This is a genomic window from Streptomyces yangpuensis, assembly GCF_024666385.1.
Taxonomy (GTDB): domain Bacteria; phylum Actinomycetota; class Actinomycetes; order Streptomycetales; family Streptomycetaceae; genus Streptomyces; species Streptomyces yangpuensis.
This window is the reverse complement of the sequence record NZ_CP102514.1, coordinates 5,263,085-5,281,616: the sequence shown is the minus strand read 5'-3', so window position 1 is coordinate 5,281,616 and position 18,532 is coordinate 5,263,085. Positions and strand designations below refer to the sequence as shown.

The following is an 18,532-nucleotide window of genomic DNA, read 5'->3' as shown; positions in this document are numbered from 1 at the left end:
CAGCTTCGGACGTCCCCCCGCACAGAACCACTACCGAGGAGTAGGTCATGGGCCTCTTCAACCGCCGCACCCAGGAGAACACCGCCGCCGTCGCCACCCTGGAGGTGGACCCGGCACTCGCCGCTCTCACCGGCGACTACGCCATCGACCCGGCCCACAGCAGCATCGGCTTCACCGTCCGCCACGCGATGGTGACCAACGTCCGCGGCTCCTTCGCCGACCACGAGGGGTCCCTGCACCTGGACGGCTCCGACCCGTCCCGTTCCACCGCGTCGATCGACGTGAAGATCGCCTCCGTGGACACCGGTATCGCAGACCGTGACGGCCACCTGCGCAGCGGTGACTTCTTCGACGCCGAGGCCTTCCCGCTGATGACCTTCCGCTCCACCGAGGCCGCGTTCCTCGGCGGGGACACCTACCGGATCACCGGCGACCTCACCATCAAGGACGTCACCCGGCCGCTCTCCATCGACCTGGAGTTCAACGGCTCCGCCACCGACCCGTACGGCAACCAGCGCGTCGGTTTCGAGGGCAGCGCCGACATCCTGCGTTCCGACTGGGGCCTGACCTGGAACGCGGCGCTGGAGACCGGCGGCGTCGTGGTCAGCGACAAGGTGAAGCTGACCTTCGACATCTCCGCCATCAAGCAGGCCTGACCGCCGCACGGCGACCCGGGGGCGGCGCGGTCTAGAAGCCGCCCCCGTCGAAGCCACCACCGCCGAATCCGCCTCCGCCGCCGAAGTCCCCGCCCCCGAAGTCGGACGGGTTGAAGTCGGCCCCCGAGAAGTCCCCGCCGTCGTAGCCGCCGCCCATGCCGCCGCCGTAGTCCGCGGCGTAGGCCGGGGTGGACATCATCGAACCGAGCATCGTGCCCATGAGCAGGCCTGGCAGGATGCCACCGCCGAAGTAGCCGCCGGCCCAGGGCCCGTACGCCGGGCCGGCGTCGTAGTAGGGCCGCGGTCCGCGCTCGGTGTCGACCGTGCGCACGGCCGGGTCGAGTCCGTCGCGCAGCCGCACCGCGTCCGCCGTGCAGACGGGCACCGTGCGCGCCGCCCCCGAGGCCGGGGCCCAGGTCGCGTCCTCGGTGCTCGGCCCGTGACGCGGGTCGAAGAAGCAGGGCGCACGGCGCTCGGGCACCGGCTCGCCCCTCCGGCGCGCGTCCAGGCAGGCCAGGGCGTACCGGCCGTCCTCCAGGGCCTGGGTCACCCCGGTGACCTCTTCCGGGCGCTCGACGGAGGCCATGATCCGCTTGGCCTTCTCGTACGAGTCGAGCCCCCGCTCGTAGTCCGCGCGCATGGCGTCGTCGGCGCCGGGCTCACCCGGGTGGAAGTCGAGGCGCTCCAGCTCCTCGCCGAAGGCCGTGATGTCCTCGTCGACGACCACGCCGAGCCGCTCGACGGCCTCGCGCCGGGCCTCTTCCTTCTGCCTGCGGTTCCGGCGGACCAGTACGTACGCACCGCCGCCACCGACCGCGGCCACCGCGCCGAGGGTGATCAGCCCGCCCACCGGGACGCCGTCCTCGGCGCCGGTGGTGCCCCAGGAGTCGGGGGCGCCGCCCCTGGTCTGGGGCAGGGCCTGGTCCACGAAGTTGTTGAGCTGGGTGCTCGCGTCGACCGGGGCGCCGGTCTTGACCGCCTCGGTGAGGTTGCGGACGGCGTTGGCCGGCATGACCGCGCGGTCGGCGCCGGCGCTGAAGCCATCGCCGAGCCGGATCGCGTAGAGCCCGGTGATGCCGGTCTCCGCGCGGACCGCGGCGAGCACCTTGTCCTGCGGGAAGTCGGCGGTGGCCGGGAGCACGGCGACGAAGACCGGCTTCCCGGCGTCCTTGATCTTCTCGGCGAGCGCGTCGGCCTCGGCCTGCGGCAGCTGTGCCGCGGCCCGGGGGTCGACATACACGGGGCCCTCCTTGAGGGCCTCCGCCACGGCGGCGACCCCGGTGTCGGCCGATGCCTGCGGCGCGGCCGCCAGGGCGGTCGCGCCGAGGGCCAGCAGCACACCGGAGAGCAGCGATCCCCAACGTATGGATATCAGCCTGGTCCTCATATCCATGACGCTACCCGAACCGGCACTTTCCCGTGTGAGCCGGACATAAGGTCTGCCCTGACCGGACGCCGAGGACCTCGCCGGGCCGGAGCCCGGCGAAGTGTGGGCGGGCGATCGGGCCATGACGCGGAAGGAGTTCCGCGAGCACCGCGACCACCGGTGCTGAGCCGACGGCGGCTACTCGGCCGGTTCGACGCCCGCGTGCAGGAGGCCGTAGGTGAACGCGTCCTCCAGGGCCTGCCAGGAGGCGGCGATCACGTTGGGGGCGACCCCGACCGTGGACCACTCGCGGACCCCGTCCGTCGTGGCGACGAGCACGCGGGTCGTGGACTCCGTGCCGTGGGTGCCCTCCAGGATGCGGACCTTGTAGTCGACCAGCTCGAACTTGGCGAGCTGCGGGTAGAACCGCTCCAGCGCCACCCGCAGGGCCCGGTCCAGCGCGTTGACCGGGCCGTTGCCCTCGGCCGTGGCGACGATCCGCTCGCCCTTGGCCCACAGCTTCACGGTGGCCTCGTTGGCGTGGGTGCCGTCCGGGCGGTCCTCGACGATCGCCCGCCAGGACTCGATACGGAAGTACTTGCGGGCCCGCCCCTCGGCCTCGGCCCGCAGGAGCAGTTCGAAGGAGGCGTCGGCCGCCTCGTAGGTGTAGCCCTGGAGCTCGCGTTCCTTGACCCGCTCCACGACCCGGGAGATCAGCGCGCGGTCCCCGCCGAGGTCGACGCCGAGTTCCTTGCCCTTGAGCTCGATGGAGGCGCGGCCGGCCATGTCGGAGACCAGCATCCGCATGGTGTTGCCGACCCGCTCGGGGTCGATGTGCTGGTAGAGGTCCGGGTCCACCTTGATCGCCGAGGCGTGCAGGCCCGCCTTGTGTGCGAAGGCGGAGACGCCGACGTAGGGCTGGTGGGTGGAGGGGGTGAGGTTGACGACCTCGGCGATGGCGTGCGAGATCCGGGTCATCTCGGCGAGCGCGCCGTCGGGGAGCACCTTGCGGCCGTACTTGATCTCCAGTGCGGCGACGACGGGGAACAGGTTGGCGTTGCCGACGCGCTCGCCGTAGCCGTTCGCGGTGCACTGGACGTGGGTGGCGCCGGCGTCGACGGCGGCCAGGGTGTTGGCGACGGCGCAGCCGGTGTCGTCCTGGGCGTGGATGCCGAGGCGGGCGCCGGTGTCGGCGAGGACGGTGGCGACGGTCGCGGACACCTGGGCGGGCAGCATGCCCCCGTTGGTGTCGCAGAGGATGACGACGTCGGCGCCGGCCTCGTACGCGGTGCGCACGACGGACTTCGCGTACTCGGCGTTGGCGCGGTAGCCGTCGAAGAAGTGCTCGCAGTCGACGAAGACGCGGCGGCCCTGGGCCACCAGGTGGGAGACGGTGTCCCGGACCATCTCCAGGTTCTCGTCCAGGGTGGTGCGCAGGGCGAGCTCGACGTGGCGGTCGTGGGACTTGGCGACGAGGGTGATCACAGGGGCGCCGGACTCCAGCAGGGCCCGCACCTGGGGGTCCTGGTCGGCCGAGCCGCCGGCGCGGCGGGTGGCGCCGAAGGCCACCAGCCGGGCGTTCTTGAAGTCGATCTCCGCACGGGCGCGGGCGAAGAACTCGGTGTCGCGGGGGTTGGCGCCGGGCCAGCCGCCCTCGATGAAGCCCACTCCGAAGTCGTCCAGATGGCGCGCGATCGTCAGCTTGTCGGCGACCGTGAGGTTGATGCCCTCACGCTGGGCGCCGTCGCGCAGGGTGGTGTCGAAGACGTGGAAGCTGTCGTCCAGGCCTCCGGACAGCGCTGCTGCCGCCTCTGGTGTCGTCGTCATGCTGATCTGACTCCTGTCGGATGAGTGGTTCCGAAAAACCCGCCCATGGGAAGGCCGCCGTCACTGCCCCCATCATCGCGCGCAGTACGGTCCCGGCTGGGATGGTCCGGGAAACGAAAAAACCTCTCGCGGGTAGCGAGAGGTCTGCACGCGGGTCCGAGGCACGGTGGCCGCTTCCGCGAAGTTCTTCCACGGTTCAGCGGCCACTGGGGACCGGCGCGCTGCTGGCGATAATCATGAGCTGAGCAGGCACGCTGGCAGTCTGCCACACCCCTCGCCGTGGATGGACGGCCATCTCACGATGCGGGCAGTGCCTGTCCGTGGCGGTGCGGCTACGGCCGCACGGACAGGGTTTCGGTGAGGAATTCGCGGACGTGGGCCAGGATGGCCGTCCGGTCGAGCGTCGGGAGGCCCACCGCCAGCTGGATGCTGAAGCCGTCGAGGAGGGCCCGGATGCGGGTCGCCACGCGTTCGGCGTCCACCGGGCGGAACTCCCCGCGCGAGATGCCCTCGGCGAGGAGTGCCACCAGGTCGCGGTGCCAGGCGCCCTCGATGGCCGCCTGCCGGTCGCGTTCCTGGGGGCCGGCGTTCTGCGACCGGTTCCACACCTCCAGCCACAGCGTCCAGTGCGGGTCGCGGGCCCGGGTGGGCACGTACAGGTCCACGTACGCCTGCAGGCGCTCGGCCACCGGGCCGCGGCGGGCCAGCAGGGCGCGGCGCGCACTGCCCAGTTCGGCCTCGCTCCATTCCAGGGTCTGGAGCAGGAGCTCGTCCTTGCTGCGGAAGTAGTAGAGGAGGTGGCCGCTGCTCATGCCGACCTCGCGGCCCAGCCCGGCCATGGTCAGGCCGTCCAGGCCGCGCTCGGCGATCGTGGCCATGGCGGCGACGAGTACGTCCTCGCGCGGGGGCGCGTTCTTGCGCGCCGCCCGTACCGGTACTCCGCCCGCCGCCATGCGCCGCTCCTTCGTGAGGTCCGCCGTAGGTCAGACCTTCGGCTGCTGCTGGGTGATGCAATGAATACCGCCACCCCCGGCGAAAATCGTACGTGCGTCGACGAGGGTCACGGTCCGTTCGGGGAACAGGCCACGGAAGATCTCGGCCGCCTCCTCGTCGCGGGGGTCGTCGAAGGAGCACAGCACGACGCCGTCGTTGCACAGGTAGTGGTTGATGTAGGAGTAGTCCACCCACTCGCCGTCCTCCTCCAGCACGGTCGGCGCGGGGATCTCCACGACCTCCAGCCGCCGGCCGGCGGCGTCGGTGGCCGCGCGCAGGATCGCCGCGATGGTCCGGCAGCGCTCATGGTCGGGGTGGGAGGGGTCGGGCTGGCTGTGGACCATGACCACACCGGGCCGGGCGAAGGCCGCGACGATGTCGACGTGGCCCTGCGTGCCGTAGGTGCCGTAGTCGCCGGCCAGGCCGTACGGCAGCCAGATCGCCTTGGTGGTGCCGAGGTGGGCGTGGATCTCGGCCTCGACCTGCTCGCGGGTCCAGTCGGGGTTGCGGCCCTTGCCCAGCTGGACGGTGTCGGTGAGCAGCACGGTGCCCTCGCCGTCGACGTGGATCGCGCCGCCCTCGTTGACCAGCGGGGTGCTGAAGGTGCGGGTGCCGAGCACGTCCGAGACGTGCCGGGCGATCTTCGAGTCGTGCTCCCAGCGGGCCCATTCCTGGGCGCCCCAGCCGTTGAAGGTCCAGTCGACGGCGGCCAGCTCTCCGGTGTCGTCGGTGACGAAGGTCGGGCCGATGTCGCGCATCCAGGCGTCGTCGAGCGGGCGCTCGACGAGGTCGAGTGGGTGGCCGTCGCCGGCGCCGGCGATCGCCCGGGCGTTCTCGGCGTCGCCCGGGCCGACCACGAGGGTCACGGGCTCGTACCGGCGCACCGCGCGGGCGACGGCTCCCCAGGCCTCGCGGGCCTCGGCGAGCTCCTGCTCGGTGGTGAAGGTCGGGTTCGGGCTGGGCCAGGCCATCCAGGTGCGCTCGTGGGGCGTCCACTCGGCGGGCATCCGGAATCCGTGGTGCACGGGCTTGGCGGTCATGGCAGGCAGGTCCTTACGGCTGTGCTGACTTACAGGAAGTACAGGCGGTTGAGGGAGACCGATGCGGCGGCTTCGGAGCGCAGGGGTTCCCCGTCGAGGGAGACGAGTCCGCTGCGCGCGTCCACGTCGACCGCGCCCACCCGGGAGTTGAGGAGCAGGTCGGCGGGTCCGATGCCGCGGGTGCCGCGGACGGCGACCCGGCGTCGGCGGGTCGGCATGGCGTCGCCGCCCAGGGCGGCCGCGGCAGCCGAGACGAAGGCGACGGAGATATCGGCCGCGGTGGCCCCGTACGCGCCGAACTGCGGGCCCAGGACGAGGGGTTCGCAGGTGTCGGTGGCGGCGTTGGGGTCGCCTGTGACGCCGTAGGCGGGGAACCCGGCCTTCAGGACGAGCTGCGGCTTCGCGCCGAAGAACGGGGGCCGCCAGAGCACGATGTCGGCGAGCTTGCCGACCTCGATGGAGCCGATCTCGTGCGCCAGGCCGTGGGCGATGGCCGGGTTGATCGTCAGCTTGGCCATGTAGCGCAGCACGCGGGCGTTGTCGTCGCCCTCGCCGTCGCCCTCCAGCGGGCCGAGCTCGCCCTTCATCTTCGCGGCCATCGCGAAGGTGCGGCGGACCGTCTCGCCGGCGCGTCCCATGCCCTGGGCGTCGGAGGAGGTGATGCCGATCGCGCCCAGGTCGTGCAGGACGTCCTCGGCGCCCATCGTCCCGGCCCGGATCCGGTCGCGGGCCATCGCGGCGTCGCCGGGCAGGTCGGGCTTGAGGTCGTGGACGGAGACGATCATGCCGTAGTGCTCGGCGACGGCGTCCCGGCCGAAGGGCAGTGTCGGGTTGGTGGAGGAGCCGATGACGTTCGGCACGCCCGCCATCTTCAGCACGTTCGGGACGTGCCCGCCGCCGCAGCCCTCGATGTGGAAGGCGTGGATGGTCCGGCCCTCCAGTACCCGCAGGGTGTCCTCGACGGAGAGGCATTCGTTGAGGCCGTCCGAGTGCAGGGCGACCTGTACGTCGTGCTCCTCCGCCACCCGCAGCGCGGTGTCCAGGGCCCGGGTGTGCGCGCCCATGTCCTCGTGCACCTTGAAGCCGGAGGCGCCGCCTTCGGCGAGGGCCTCGACGAGGGGCGCGGCGTCCGAGGAGGAGCCGCGGGCGAGGAAGCCGATGTTGACGGGCCAGGCGTCGAAGGCATTGAAGGCGTGCTTCAGGGCCCACGGGGAGTTGACGCCGACGCCCCAGACAGGGCCGAACTCCTGGCCGATGACGGTGGTGACGCCCGCGGCGAGCGAGGCCTCCATGATGCGCGGGGACAGCAGGTGCACGTGGGTGTCGACGGCGCCGGCGGTGGCGATCAGGCCCTCGCCGGAGACGATCGAGGTGCCGGTGCCCACGACGACGTCGACGCCGTCGAGGGTGTCGGGGTTGCCGGCCCGGCCGATCGCGTGGATGCGGCCCTCGCGGATGCCGATGGAGACCTTGCGGATACCGAGGACGGCGTCGATGACCAGGACGTTGCTGATCACGACGTCGCAGGTGTCGCGGACGGCGGCCGCCTTCAGGTGCAGGCCGTCGCGGGCGGTCTTGCCGAAGCCGGCCAGGAACTCGTCCCCCGGCTTCTGCGCGTCCGACTCCACCCGTACGGTCAGCCCGGAGTCGCCGAGGCGCACCCGGTCCCCCGCCCGGGGGCCGAAGACGGCCGCGTACTCGTGGGGATCGATGTGCCGGCTCCCCGGCGCGCAGTGCGCACTGTGATCGGTGTGCGGCGTCTGCCTGCTCATGCCGTCGTCCCTTCCGGGCGGTCGGTGGTGCCGGCCCGGCCGTCCCCGGCCGGGGTGGCGCCCAGGTAGCCGCAGGCCGCCGCGCGGCGCAGGGCCTCCTCCCGGGCTCCGGGGGCGTCGAGGGGGCCGTCCACCAGGCCCGCGAAGCCGATCGCGATGCGGTCGCCGCCGATGGGGACGAGGCCGACATCGCCCTCGCCGTGCGGGTCGAACCGTACGGAGGAGCCCGCCGGCACGCACAGCCGCATGCCGTAGGCGGCGGCGCGGTCGAAGTCCAGGCGTGGGTTCGCCTCGAAGAAGTGGAAGTGCGAGGTCACGCTCACCGGGACGGCGGCGGTGTTGCGCACGTGCAGGTGCACGGCCGGCTCCGGCTGGGGGACACCGGGGCCGGGGACGACGGCGCCCGGGGCGTCGTCGCCGAGCGGTACCGCGCCGCGGACGGGGGACGAGACCACGGCAAGGCGGGATCCGTCCTCGAAGACGGCTTCCACGTGCACCTCGGTGACCACGTCGGCGACGCCCGGCAGGACGTCGTCGGGGCCCAGCACGGCGCGGGCCTCCTCGATGGCCTCGGCGAGCCGTTTGCCGTCGCGCGCCGCCTCGCAGACCGTGTCCGCGATCAGCGCGGTGGCCTCCGGGACGTTGAGCCTCAGACCGCGGGCCCGCCGGGCCCTGGCCAGTTCCGCAGCGCTGCGGAGCAGCAGCCGGTCGCGCTCCGTAGGGGTCAGCCGCACGCCGATCCACCACCTCTTGAGTCGATGGGTTAGAGCATCACTCTAACTCTTCATTTCGTGGCTGGGAATCATTGACCGGAACGCAGGGCTTGAGTCACATTGAGTGTCGCTCAAACAAAAGCCCGACCACCCCCCGCCCTGCCAAGGGAGTCCCCCATGCCCATCGAACAGCGCGGAGTCGACACCATCCCCGAGGAGGAACGGACCAGCGGTCCCCGTGACCTGATCTCGATCCTCCTCGGCTCCAACCTGTGCCTCGGTGTGATCGTCTTCGGCTGGCTGCCCCCGTCCTTCGGACTGGGCCTGTGGCCCTCGGTCACGGCCATCGTGACCGGCACCCTCGTCGGCATCGCCTTCACCGCGCCGCTGGCCCTCGTCTCCCTGCGCACCGCGACCAACCTCTCCACCTCCAGCGGCGCGCAGTTCGGTGTGCGCGGCCGGCTCGTGGGGTCGGTGGTGGGGCTGCTGCTCTCGCTCGGCTATACCGCCCTCACGCTGTGGATCGGCGGCGACGTGATGGTCGGCACCCTCGCGCGGCTCACCGGGCTCCCGGACACCGGCCTGTCGCGGGCCGCCATGTACGGCCTGCTCGCCGCGTGCACCGTCGTCGCGGCCGTCTTCGGCTACCGGCTGCTGCTGCGCATGAGCAAGGTGCTGTCCATCGCCATGGTGCTGCTGCTGGCCGCCGGCCTCGTCGCCTACGCCCCGGACTTCACCACCGCCGCGCCGCCCGAGACCCCGTACCTGCTCGGCTCCTTCTGGCCGACGTGGCTGCTGGCCGCCGTCGCCGCCGGGCTCAGCGGGCCCGTCGCCTTCATCACCCTGCTGGGCGACTACACGCGCTACATCTCCCCGCGCCGGCACACCTCGCGCACGGTCCTGTGGGCCACCGCCCTCGGCCTGCTGATCGGCCTGCTGATCCCCCAGCTCTTCGGCACCTTCACCGCGCTGGCCGCCCGGGCGGGCCTGGACTACGCCGGTCCGCTGGTCGAGGCCGCGCCGTTCTGGTACCTGCTCCCGCTGCTGGTGGCGGCCGCGGCCGGCTCGGTCGGCAACGCCGGGCTGATGCTCTACTCCATGGGGCTGGACCTGGACGCGATCGTCCCCCGGGCCACCCGCACCACCGCCACCGTGATCGCCGCGGCCGTCGCGACCGCCTTCGTGTTCGTCGGGTCCTTCGAGTGGGACGTGCAGTCGGCGATGACCTCGTTCGTGCTGGTGCTGACCGCGATCGGCACCCCGTGGGCCGTGATCACCCTGATCGGACACATGCGCTGCCGCGGGGTCTACGACGCCGACGCACTCCAGGTCTTCAACCGCCGCTCGGCGGGCGGGGCCTACTGGTACCGCTCCGGCTGGAACGTCGCGGCCACCGCCTCCTGGGTGATCGGCGCGGCCGTCGGCCTGCTCGCCGTGACCACCCCCTTCCACGAGGGTCCGCTGCTCGCCCTCACCGGCGGCGTGGACTGCTCCTTCGTCCTCTCCGGCCTCACCGGCGGCCTCGTGTACACCGCGCTCACCGCCCGCCGAGCCGCCGCCCCGGCCCCGGCGGCCGCCGCCGAGGAGCCGGCGAGCGCCTGAGGCCCCTCCCCGTACGCGAGCGGGCCCGCACCCCGGAGATCCGGAGTGCGGGCCCGCTCCCGTACGCGGGTGGCGACAAACGGCGACTAGCCGAGGGGGTGCATCCAGCCATGGGTGTCGGCGGCGTGGCCGGTCTGGAGCTCCAGCAGCGCCTTGCGCAGGCGCATGGTGACCTCGCCCGGCTCGCCGTCGCCCTGGGTCCAGTTGGCGCGCTCGGACTTGACCGAGCCGACCGGGGTGATGACGGCGGCGGTGCCGCAGGCGAACACCTCGGTGAGAGTGCCGTTGGCGTTGTCGCGCTGCCAGTCCTCGGTGGTCAGGCGGCCCTCCTCGGCGGTGTAGCCGAGGTCGCGGGCGATGGTGAGGAGGGAGTCGCGGGTGATGCCGGGGAGCAGCGAGCCGGTCAGCTCGGGGGTGACGATGCGGTCGCCGTACACGAAGTACAGGTTCATCCCGCCCATCTCCTCGATCCAGCGGTGCTCGACGGCGTCGAGCCAGACCACCTGGTCGCAGCCGTGCGAGGCGGCCTGGGCCTGCGCGACCAGCGAGGCCGCGTAGTTGCCGCCGGTCTTGGCCGCGCCGGTGCCGCCCTTGACCGCGCGGACGTAGTCCTCGGAGAGCCAGACGGAGACGGGCTTGACCCCACCGGGGAAGTACGCGCCGGCCGGCGAGGCGATGACGATGAAGAGGAATTCGTTGGCCGGGCGGACACCGAGGCCGACCTCGGAGGCGAACATGAAGGGCCGCAGGTAGAGGGAGGCCTCGCCGGAGTCCGGGACCCAGGCGCGGTCCTGCTTGATCAGGGCGTCGCAGGCCTCGATGAACAGCTCGACCGGCAGCTCCGGCATCGCCATGCGGCGCGCCGAGGCCTGGAAGCGCTCGGCGTTGGCCTCGGGGCGGAAGGTGGCGACGGTGCCGTCGGGCTGACGGTAGGCCTTGAGCCCCTCGAAGATCGTCTGCGCGTAGTGCAGGGTCATGTTCGCCGGGTCGATCGAGAGCGGCGCGTACGGGACCAGTTCGGCGTCGTGCCAGCCGCGGCCCTCGGTCCACTTGATCGTCACCATGTGGTCGGTGAAGTGGCGGCCGAAGCCGGGGCTGGCCAGGATCGCCTCGCGCTCCGCGTCGGACAGCGGGTTCGAGGAGGGCTTGAGCTCGATCGTGGGCGTCGTCATGAGTGCTTGTCCTTCACCGGTTGTGTATGGCGGACCGCGCTCACGGCGTACCAGGACGTCCGAGCTTCCCGCATTCCGCGGCCTCGCGTTCGATTATCGCGCGCGGGCAGGCTTCGGAGAAGCGGGGGATTGCGGCCCAGGGGAGATGGTGGCACCCGCGGCCGCACAGGAGAAGCCGCCAGGTCCCATTGTGACCCGGCGGCTTCCTGGGGTGGAGCGGCCGGGTCAGCCGGCTACTCGCGCGGCGAGGGCGTCGCCGATCGCGTCGGTGGAGCGGAAGGTGCCGTCGCGCTCCGCGAGGTCGGCGGAGACCGCGTCCTCGATGCGGACGGCCTCGGCCTCGTAGCCCAGATGGCGCAGCAGGAGGGCGACGGAGAGGATCGTCGCGGTCGGGTCGGCCTTGCCGGTCCCGGCGATGTCCGGGGCCGAGCCGTGGACGGGCTCGAACATGGACGGGAAGGCGCCGGTCGGGTTGATGTTCCCGGAGGCGGCCAGGCCGATTCCGCCGGTGACGGCCGCGGCCAGGTCGGTGAGGATGTCGCCGAAGAGGTTGTCGGTGACGATGACGTCGAAACGCTCCGGCTGGGTGACGAAGAAGATCGTCGCCGCGTCGACGTGCAGGTAGTCGGTGGTGACCTCGGGGTACTCCTGGCCGACCTTGTCGAAGATGTTCTTCCACATGTGGCCCGCGTACACGAGGACGTTGTTCTTGTGGACCAGCGTCAGCTTCTTGCGGGGGCGGGAGTCGGCCCGCTCGTACGCGTCACGGACGACGCGCTCGACACCGTACGCGGTGTTGACGCTGACCTCGGTGGCCACCTCGGCGGGGGTACCGGTGCGCAGGCTGCCGCCGTTGCCGGTGTACGGGCCCTCGGTGCCCTCGCGGACCACGACGAAGTCGATGTCCGGGCGGCCCGCCAGCGGGGTGGCGGTGTTGGGGAACAGCTTCGACGGCCGCAGGTTGATGAAGTGGTCGAAGGCGAAGCGCAGCTTGAGCAGCAGGCCGCGCTCCAGCACGCCGGACGGGACCGAGGGGTCGCCGATGGCGCCCAGCAGGATCGCGTCGTGGTGTTTCAGAGCTTCGAGTTCCGCGTCCGGGAGGGTCTCACCGGTGCGGTGCCAGCGCTGGGCGCCGAGGTCGTATTGCCTGGTCTCCAGCTTCACATCCTGGGGCAGGACCGCGGTAAGGACCTTGAGTCCCTGAGCCACGACTTCCTGGCCGATGCCATCACCGGGGATCACTGCGAGATTGATGCTGGTCGACATGGCGAAACCGTACTCCGTGTCCAGCCCTCAGACATTTCACGTCCACGATGTGGACGCGAAATGTCCCGGTCGGGCGTGGCGCCGAGGGCCGGTCAGTGGCCGGTCGAGCCGCCGTTGTCACGGCGGTCGAGGGCACGCTGCAGGGCCGCGGCGGCGTTCTTGCGTTCGTCGGCCGAGGCGGAGGCGTGGCGGACGCGGCGGGTGGCGGTGGTTGCGGTCATGGTGATCGACTCCTTGAGATCACGGCGTGGCGGGGCCACGGATGAGGGGTTCCTTCAAGGCGCCGGAAGAGGCGGGGAGCAGCGCGCCGCAGGGGTTGCCTGCCAGGGGCACGCGCTCTCGACCGCCATTCGCCCGATCGGCGAGACGTTCGGCTTCTACAAAGCTAGGTCAGGTCCCGCTGTATGTCTCGGCAATTACTCGGACTTCCTACTATCTGAGACGCGAATCCCCTCCAACACCCTCCTCCCGAGGGTCCGTTTCAGCCCTTCTGCGAGCGAAGTTCCCTGATCAGAGCCCTGACGGCGAGGGTTGCGGCGGATTCCGCCGTAGTGACGTATCCCACCTGTCTCACGGGCCCCTGCGGGCCCAGACCGGTGATCTCCACCGCCTCGGTCGCGTCCCGCAGCGACAGCTCGGGCATGATCGCCATGCCGAGTCCGCGGCCGACCATGGTCAGCACCATCGCGTCGTCCTCCGCCTTCACCGTCGCCCGAGGGATCCAGTCCTGGGCCCGCCACCAGGCGCGGGTGTAGGAGCCGCAGTTCTCGTCCCAGTCCACGAGGGGCAGCGACCTCGGGTCCGGATGACCGGCCGGGTGCACCAGGCGGTACGCCTCCCGCGCGAGCACCCCTGTCAGCAGGCCGGGCGGCGTCTCCTCCCGGGCGCCGCCCAGGGTGGCGATGCCCAGGTCCGCGCGGCCCGCCGCCACTTCCCCGGCCGCACCCGCGCCGATCTCGCGCACCACGCGGACCTCGGGGCGGATGCCGGGGTGCCGGGCGGCCAGCCGTTCCAGGGCCGGCGGGAGCAGATGCAGGGCGGCGCTGCGGAACGCCACGATCCGCAGGACGCCCCCGAGTGCGTCGCGGCCCGCCTCCCGGGCCGCGCCGCGCACCTCCGCGCCCATGACCTCGTACGACCGCAGGATGCGGCGGGCGTGGCCGACCGCCCGCTCCCCCGCCGGGGTGGGCGAGGCCCCGGACCGCCCGCGCTCGAAGAGCACGGCGCCGAGCTTGGCCTCGCTGCCGCGCACCGAGTGGGACACGGCCGACTGGGTCACGCCGAGCGCCGTGGCCGCGGCGGAGAAGGCGCCGGCCTCCGCGACGGCGACCAGGATCCGCAGTTCCTGCGGGAGCAGTTCGGACACCCGGGGCCCACCTCGTCGTATGAGTGCTGTTCATGGATGCGTGACTTCCATGAACCCAACCCCCTGCCCGGCCGCCGGATTCCTTCCTAGCGTCGTGGCCATGACCACGAACACCGCTCACGCCGTCCACCAGATCGCCCGCCCCGAGGGCTTCCCCGGCGCCTGCGACTTCGCGTACGTCACCTCCCCGGTACCCGAACCGCGGCCCGGCACCGCCCTGGTGGAGAACCTGCTGCTCTCCGTGGACCCGTACCACCGCGGTCTGATGGACGGCGGGGAGGGTGGCTTCGAGCTGAACACCCCGCTGGAGGGCCGCTCGGTGGGCCGGGTGATCGCCTCCCGCGACCCGGGGCTGCGCGAGGGCGACCTGGTCTTCCACCGCGCGGGCTGGCGCACGCACGCCCTGGTCACCCTCGGCGAGGCGGGGACGCGCCGGCTGCGCGACCACGCGGGCGTCCCGCTGGAGGCGTACCTCTCGATCCTCGGCGGCACCGGTCTGACGGCGTACGCCGCACTGACCCGGACGGCCGCGCTGCGCGAGGGCGAGGACCTGTTCGTCTCCGCCGCCGCGGGCGGGGTCGGCACCGCCACCGGGCACATCGCCCGGCTGCTGGGCGCGCGGCGGATCATCGGCAGCGCGGGCTCGGCGGCGAAGGTCCGCCACCTCACGGACGTCCTCGGCTTCGACGCCGCCTTCGACTACCACGACGCCCCCGTCGGCGAGCAGCTCGCGAAGGCCGCCCCGGAGGGCATCGACGTCTACGTGGACAACGTGGGCGGCGAGCACCTGGAGGGCGCGATCGGCGCACTGCGCGAGTTCGGGCGGATCGCCTGGGTCGGCGCCGTCTCGACCTACAACGGCGACCGGTCCCCCGCCGCGCCCCGCAACCTCTTCGAGGTCGTCCACAAGTCGCTGCGCATGGAAGGCGTATTGGTCCGCCATCACACCAATCTGCAGGACGAGCTGGAGGACTTCCTCGTCCCCCATCTGCGCAGCGGCCGGATCGGCACCGACACCACCGTCGTGCAGGGGTTCGAGCACACGGTGGACGCCTTCCGGGGCATGCTCCGCGGCGAGAACGTGGGCAAGATGCTCGTACGCGTCGGCGGCTGACCCCGGCCGTCCCGAAGTTCACCGAACTCTTGCCGCACGGATGTAGACCTTTACGGCCACCCCCGCCACCCTTGCCGTCGATGTGCCACCGGGGCACCACCGTGGGAGGCGAGGGACCAGTGACACCGATCAGCCGCAGAGGTTTCGTGGGCATCGGCGCCGGGCTGATGGCGGGTGCGGCGCTGCCCGTCGCGGCGCCCTCGTCGGCGGCCGCGGCCGCCGCGAGCGGCACCATCACCGACGTGAGGCACGTGGTGATCCTGATGCAGGAGAACCGCAGCTTCGACCACTACTTCGGCCGGCTGAAGGGGGTACGCGGCTTCGGCGACCGTGCCGCAGGCAACATCCCGGGCGGCTGGGGCACCTTCGCCCAGCCCAACTGGGGTGGCCGGCAGTACCCGTGGAAACTCTCGTCCACCCCGCCGGCGGGCGGCGCGGACGGTGCGACCCTGGCCCAGTGCAGCGGCGACCTCCCGCACAGCTGGACCTCGCAGCACGCGGCGTGGAACAAGGGCCGGATGGACAACTGGGTCCTGGGCGTCGGCAACACCCGCACCCTGGGCCACCTGGACCGCGGCGACATCCCCTTCCACTACGCCCTCGCCGACCACTACACGATCTGCGACGCCTACTTCTGCTCCGCCCTCAGCGCCACCGGCCCGAACCGCACCTTCCTGTGGAGCGGGAAGATCGACGCCGCCAGCAAGGACGGCGGCGACGAGTCGGGGCTGACCTGGGAGACGTACGCGGAGGCCCTGCAGCGCGCCGGGATGACCTGGAAGGTCTACCAGAACGCCCAGGACAACTACGGCGACAACGGCCTGGCCTACTTCAAGAACTTCACCGACGCCGCCCCCGGCAACCCCCTGTGGGACCGGGGCATGGGCTCGGTCCCCAGGGTCACCGGCTCCACCCCGGACGACATCGCGGCCGCGATCCGCGCCGACGTCGTCGCGGGCACCCTGCCCCAGGTGTCCTGGGTCGTCGCGAACGAGGCCTTCTCGGAACACCCCTACGCCCCGCCCGGCGACGGCGCGCACTTCGTCGACCTGGTCTACCGCGCCCTGGCAGCGAACCCGGAGGTCTTCGACTCCACCGTCCTGTTCCTCAACTACGACGAGAACGACGGCCTCTTCGACCACGTACCGCCTCCGGTCGCCCCGCCCGGCACCCCCGGTGAGTACCTGGACGGCATCCCGATCGGCCTCGGCTTCCGCGTCCCGATGCTGGTCATGTCCCCGTGGACGCGCGGCGGCTGGGTCAGCTCGGAGGTCTTCGACCACACCTCCGTGCTCCGCTTCATGGAGACCTGGACGGCCGCCCTCGGCACCCCCGCCGCCTGCCCCAACATCAGCGCCTGGCGCCGCAGGGTGGTGGGCGACCTGACCGGCGTCTTCGACTTCACCCGGCCCGTGTACGGGGTGCCCGCGGGCCTCCCGTCGACCGCCAGGGTGATCGGCCAGGCGACCTGCGCCCCGCTGCCCAATCCGGTCCCGCAGGACAACGCCCTCCCGGTGCAGGAGCCGGGCACCCGCCCGGCGCGCGCCCTCCCGTACCAGGTCAACGGCAACCTGGACCGTTTCGAGTTCGGGGCCGCCGGCCAGATCACGGCCTGGTTCTCGATGAGCAACCAGGGCCCCCGGGCCAAGCGCCCGGCGCACTTCTCGATCCATCCGCACCAGCACCGGGACACGGCGGCCTGGCAGTACACGGTGGACCCGGGCGCGACGTCGACCGACTACTTCCACATCGGGCTCGGCCACGGCTCCGGCAGGTACGACATCTCGATGTACGGCCCGAACCGCTTCCTGCGCCGCTTCATCGGCGACGCGTCCAAGGCGGGCAGGGCCATCGAGGTGGCGGCGCGCTACGCCGTGGAGCCGGGCACCGGAAAGACGGCGGTCTGGTTCAGGATGACGAACTCCTCCGCCTCCCCCGTCACCTTCACCATCCGCTCCAACGCCTACCGTTCGGACGGCCCGTGGACCTACACCGTCCCGGCGAACTCCTCCCGCGAGGACTTCTTCAACGCGGTGGCCTATCACAAGGGCTGGTACGACTTCACGATCCTGGCCGACTCCGACGGCACCTGGTCGCGCCGCTACACGGGCCACATCGAGACGGGCTCGGCGAGCATCACGGGGTCGTAGGCCCTGCTCCCGGGGCGGCCCCTACGGGACAGCCCTTAGAGGACGTCCCCGTCGCGCCAGTCGAACTCGAGCCGCGCGGCGGGGTCCGGCCGGGCTCCACCGGGCGGCGCCCAGACGTAGGTGGAGCCCTCCTCCTCGGGCAGCCGTACCGGCCCGTCCGGCGAGAGCGCGCCCACCTCGCCCGGCCACACCGACCAGCCGCGGGCCAGGTAGAGCCCGGCCCCCTCCTCCGACGCCGACAGCGCGCCCAACACGTAGGCCCGGGCCACGATCTGCTCCAGCCCGGCCATGACCCGCCCGCCGAGACCGCGCCGACGCAGGTCGGCCCGTACGGCAACGGCCTCGACATACCCCGTGCGCAGGGCGTGCCCGCGGTGCACGACCCGCCGCTGCACGACGCTGCCGTGGGCGGCGAGCCGGCCGTCCACGCCGATCAGGACGTGCATCCCACCGAGCGCGTGCTCGAAGTCCTCGTCGGCGAAGTCGCCCTCGAAGGCGTCGTCGAGCAGCGCCCGGACCGCGCCGAGCTCACCGGCGGTCAGCTCCGAGGTGTGCGCGGTCCGCGTGTCCGTGTGACAGGTTCCGAAGTCCTGGTCGCTCATCCCCCGAACGTACCAAGGACGGGTACCGCATTGCGGACGCCGAACGCCGCACTCCGGCCGCCATCGGCCGAAGCGGCTCTAGCGGTCTGGACCAATATCTCGGCAGACTCGCCCCATGTCGCCCGATACCCAGCGGTGGACCCCCACCCACGGCCAGCCGTACCGCCCCGCCTCCTACCGGCCCGAGCGGATGCCGCACCACGAATCCCTGGCCCGGGCCGCCGAGTTGCGGGCCCGGATGGACGAGCGGCGGACCGTACGCCACTTCTCGGCCGACCCGGTGCCCGAGCAGGTCGTCCGGGACGCCATCGCCTGCGCGGCCACCGCGCCGTCCGGGGCGCACCAGCAGCCGTGGACCTTCGTCCTGGTCAAGGACCCGGCCGTGCGGCGGCAGATCCGCGCCGCCGCGGAAGAGGAGGAGGAGCTCTCCTACGACGGCCGCCTCGGCGACGAATGGCTGGCGGCCCTGCGCCCGCTCGGCACGGACGCCGTGAAGACCCATCTGACGGACGCGCCCGCGCTGATCGTGGTGTTCCAGCAGCGGTACTGGCTCGGCCCCGACGGTACGAAGCGCAAGCACTACTACGTGGACGAGTCGGTCGGCATCGCGGTCGGCATGCTCCTGTCCGCCCTGCACCTGAGCGGTCTCGCCGCCCTGATCCACACCCCGAGCCCGATGCGGTTCCTGGGGCACGTCCTGGACCGGCCGGCGAACGAGAAGGCCTTCGCGGTCGTCCCGGTCGGCTATCCGGCGGACGACTGCGAGGTCCCGGACCTGGTCCGCAAGTCCCTGGACCAGGTCATGGTCGAGGTGTGACGGCCTCCGCGCGCCGCATCCCGGTCCGGTGGGGAAATGGATACCGCCCCCGCTCCGGACTTGGGGGTACCGGAAC

16 protein-coding genes are annotated in these 18,532 nt (G+C 72.1%); 5 read left to right on the top strand and 11 right to left on the bottom strand.

What is annotated here, in order from left to right:
- Positions 1-47 precede the first annotated feature (47 nt).
- Positions 48-656: a YceI family protein gene (locus NRK68_RS24305; protein ID WP_046776281.1), complete on the top strand. Its 609-nt coding sequence runs from the start codon at positions 48-50 to the stop codon at positions 654-656.
- A gap of 31 nt (positions 657-687) precedes the next feature.
- Here NRK68_RS24305 and NRK68_RS24300 read toward each other — a convergent pair whose 3' ends face one another.
- From NRK68_RS24300 to ureA, 6 genes are all read right to left on the bottom strand, one after another.
- Positions 688-2,043, bottom strand: coding sequence for a hypothetical protein (locus tag NRK68_RS24300; RefSeq protein ID WP_257856700.1), 1,356 nt, complete (start codon positions 2,041-2,043; stop codon positions 688-690).
- A 177-nt stretch (positions 2,044-2,220) separates the two neighbouring features.
- Positions 2,221-3,849 carry a citramalate synthase gene (gene cimA / locus NRK68_RS24295; protein ID WP_257856699.1) on the bottom strand — a complete coding sequence of 543 codons (1,629 nt, stop codon included), beginning with the start codon at positions 3,847-3,849 and terminating at the stop codon, positions 2,221-2,223.
- Positions 3,850-4,181: 332 nt separating this feature from the next.
- The gene (locus NRK68_RS24290; protein WP_183068585.1) at positions 4,182-4,802 is read right to left on the bottom strand and encodes a TetR/AcrR family transcriptional regulator; all 621 of its coding nucleotides are present in this window, start codon (positions 4,800-4,802) and stop codon (positions 4,182-4,184) included.
- A 30-nt stretch (positions 4,803-4,832) separates the two neighbouring features.
- On the bottom strand, positions 4,833-5,882 hold the full coding sequence (locus tag NRK68_RS24285; protein ID WP_257856698.1) for an agmatine deiminase family protein: 1,050 nt from the start codon (positions 5,880-5,882) through the stop codon (positions 4,833-4,835).
- Positions 5,883-5,911: 29 nt separating this feature from the next.
- Entirely contained in the window at positions 5,912-7,654 is a 1,743-nt protein-coding gene (locus tag NRK68_RS24280) for an urease subunit alpha (protein ID WP_183068583.1), read from the bottom strand.
- A complete protein-coding gene (gene ureA, locus NRK68_RS24275; protein ID WP_183068582.1) occupies positions 7,651-8,388 on the bottom strand; it encodes an urease subunit gamma in 738 nt (245 codons plus the stop codon). Before ureA ends, NRK68_RS24280 begins: the two co-directional genes overlap by 4 nt.
- Positions 8,389-8,544: 156 nt before the next feature.
- On the opposite strand from ureA, the gene NRK68_RS24270 reads away from it, so the two are divergent.
- Positions 8,545-9,969, top strand: coding sequence for a cytosine permease (locus NRK68_RS24270; RefSeq protein ID WP_183068581.1), 1,425 nt, complete (start codon positions 8,545-8,547; stop codon positions 9,967-9,969).
- Between the two features lie 86 nt (positions 9,970-10,055).
- Here the strand turns inward: NRK68_RS24270 and NRK68_RS24265 are convergent, their stop codons facing one another.
- The 4 genes from NRK68_RS24265 to NRK68_RS24250 all read right to left on the bottom strand — a co-directional run bounded on the left by NRK68_RS24265 (position 10,056) and on the right by NRK68_RS24250 (position 13,773).
- The gene (locus NRK68_RS24265; protein ID WP_183068580.1) at positions 10,056-11,141 is read right to left on the bottom strand and encodes a branched-chain amino acid aminotransferase; all 1,086 of its coding nucleotides are present in this window, start codon (positions 11,139-11,141) and stop codon (positions 10,056-10,058) included.
- Positions 11,142-11,366: 225 nt separating this feature from the next.
- The gene (locus NRK68_RS24260) at positions 11,367-12,407 is read right to left on the bottom strand and encodes a 3-isopropylmalate dehydrogenase (RefSeq protein ID WP_257856697.1); all 1,041 of its coding nucleotides are present in this window, start codon (positions 12,405-12,407) and stop codon (positions 11,367-11,369) included.
- Positions 12,408-12,499: 92 nt separating this feature from the next.
- The gene (locus NRK68_RS24255) at positions 12,500-12,628 is read right to left on the bottom strand and encodes a hypothetical protein (protein WP_257856696.1); all 129 of its coding nucleotides are present in this window, start codon (positions 12,626-12,628) and stop codon (positions 12,500-12,502) included.
- Between the two features lie 260 nt (positions 12,629-12,888).
- Positions 12,889-13,773 carry a LysR family transcriptional regulator gene (locus NRK68_RS24250; RefSeq protein ID WP_257856695.1) on the bottom strand — a complete coding sequence of 295 codons (885 nt, stop codon included), beginning with the start codon at positions 13,771-13,773 and terminating at the stop codon, positions 12,889-12,891.
- Between the two features lie 100 nt (positions 13,774-13,873).
- Between NRK68_RS24250 and NRK68_RS24245 the strand changes: the two genes are divergently transcribed.
- Together NRK68_RS24245 and NRK68_RS24240 are read left to right on the top strand one after the other, a co-directional pair.
- Positions 13,874-14,887, top strand: coding sequence for an NADP-dependent oxidoreductase (locus NRK68_RS24245; protein WP_257856694.1), 1,014 nt, complete (start codon positions 13,874-13,876; stop codon positions 14,885-14,887).
- 119 nt (positions 14,888-15,006) lie between these two features.
- Entirely contained in the window at positions 15,007-17,037 is a 2,031-nt protein-coding gene (locus NRK68_RS24240) for a phosphocholine-specific phospholipase C (RefSeq protein ID WP_257856693.1), read from the top strand.
- A 35-nt stretch (positions 17,038-17,072) separates the two neighbouring features.
- On the opposite strand, the gene NRK68_RS24235 is transcribed toward NRK68_RS24240, so the two are convergent.
- A complete protein-coding gene (locus tag NRK68_RS24235; RefSeq protein ID WP_257856692.1) occupies positions 17,073-17,639 on the bottom strand; it encodes a GNAT family N-acetyltransferase in 567 nt (188 codons plus the stop codon).
- 115 nt (positions 17,640-17,754) lie between these two features.
- On the opposite strand from NRK68_RS24235, the gene NRK68_RS24230 reads away from it, so the two are divergent.
- Positions 17,755-18,456 carry a nitroreductase family protein gene (locus NRK68_RS24230; RefSeq protein ID WP_183068574.1) on the top strand — a complete coding sequence of 234 codons (702 nt, stop codon included), beginning with the start codon at positions 17,755-17,757 and terminating at the stop codon, positions 18,454-18,456.
- The last annotated feature ends 76 nt before the right edge of the window (positions 18,457-18,532 follow it).

Coding starts and splice junctions, on each gene's coding strand:
- NRK68_RS24305 (WP_046776281.1), top strand. CDS start 48: ATGGGCCTCTTCAACCGCCGCACCCAGGAGAACACCGCCGCCGTCGCC.
- NRK68_RS24300 (WP_257856700.1), bottom strand. CDS start 2,043: ATGAGGACCAGGCTGATATCCATACGTTGGGGATCGCTGCTCTCCGGT.
- cimA (WP_257856699.1), bottom strand. CDS start 3,849: ATGACGACGACACCAGAGGCGGCAGCAGCGCTGTCCGGAGGCCTGGAC.
- NRK68_RS24290 (WP_183068585.1), bottom strand. CDS start 4,802: ATGGCGGCGGGCGGAGTACCGGTACGGGCGGCGCGCAAGAACGCGCCC.
- NRK68_RS24285 (WP_257856698.1), bottom strand. CDS start 5,882: ATGACCGCCAAGCCCGTGCACCACGGATTCCGGATGCCCGCCGAGTGG.
- NRK68_RS24280 (WP_183068583.1), bottom strand. CDS start 7,654: ATGAGCAGGCAGACGCCGCACACCGATCACAGTGCGCACTGCGCGCCG.
- NRK68_RS24270 (WP_183068581.1), top strand. CDS start 8,545: ATGCCCATCGAACAGCGCGGAGTCGACACCATCCCCGAGGAGGAACGG.
- NRK68_RS24265 (WP_183068580.1), bottom strand. CDS start 11,141: ATGACGACGCCCACGATCGAGCTCAAGCCCTCCTCGAACCCGCTGTCC.
- NRK68_RS24260 (WP_257856697.1), bottom strand. CDS start 12,407: ATGTCGACCAGCATCAATCTCGCAGTGATCCCCGGTGATGGCATCGGC.
- NRK68_RS24255 (WP_257856696.1), bottom strand. CDS start 12,628: ATGACCGCAACCACCGCCACCCGCCGCGTCCGCCACGCCTCCGCCTCG.
- NRK68_RS24245 (WP_257856694.1), top strand. CDS start 13,874: ATGACCACGAACACCGCTCACGCCGTCCACCAGATCGCCCGCCCCGAG.
- NRK68_RS24235 (WP_257856692.1), bottom strand. CDS start 17,639: ATGAGCGACCAGGACTTCGGAACCTGTCACACGGACACGCGGACCGCG.
- NRK68_RS24230 (WP_183068574.1), top strand. CDS start 17,755: ATGTCGCCCGATACCCAGCGGTGGACCCCCACCCACGGCCAGCCGTAC.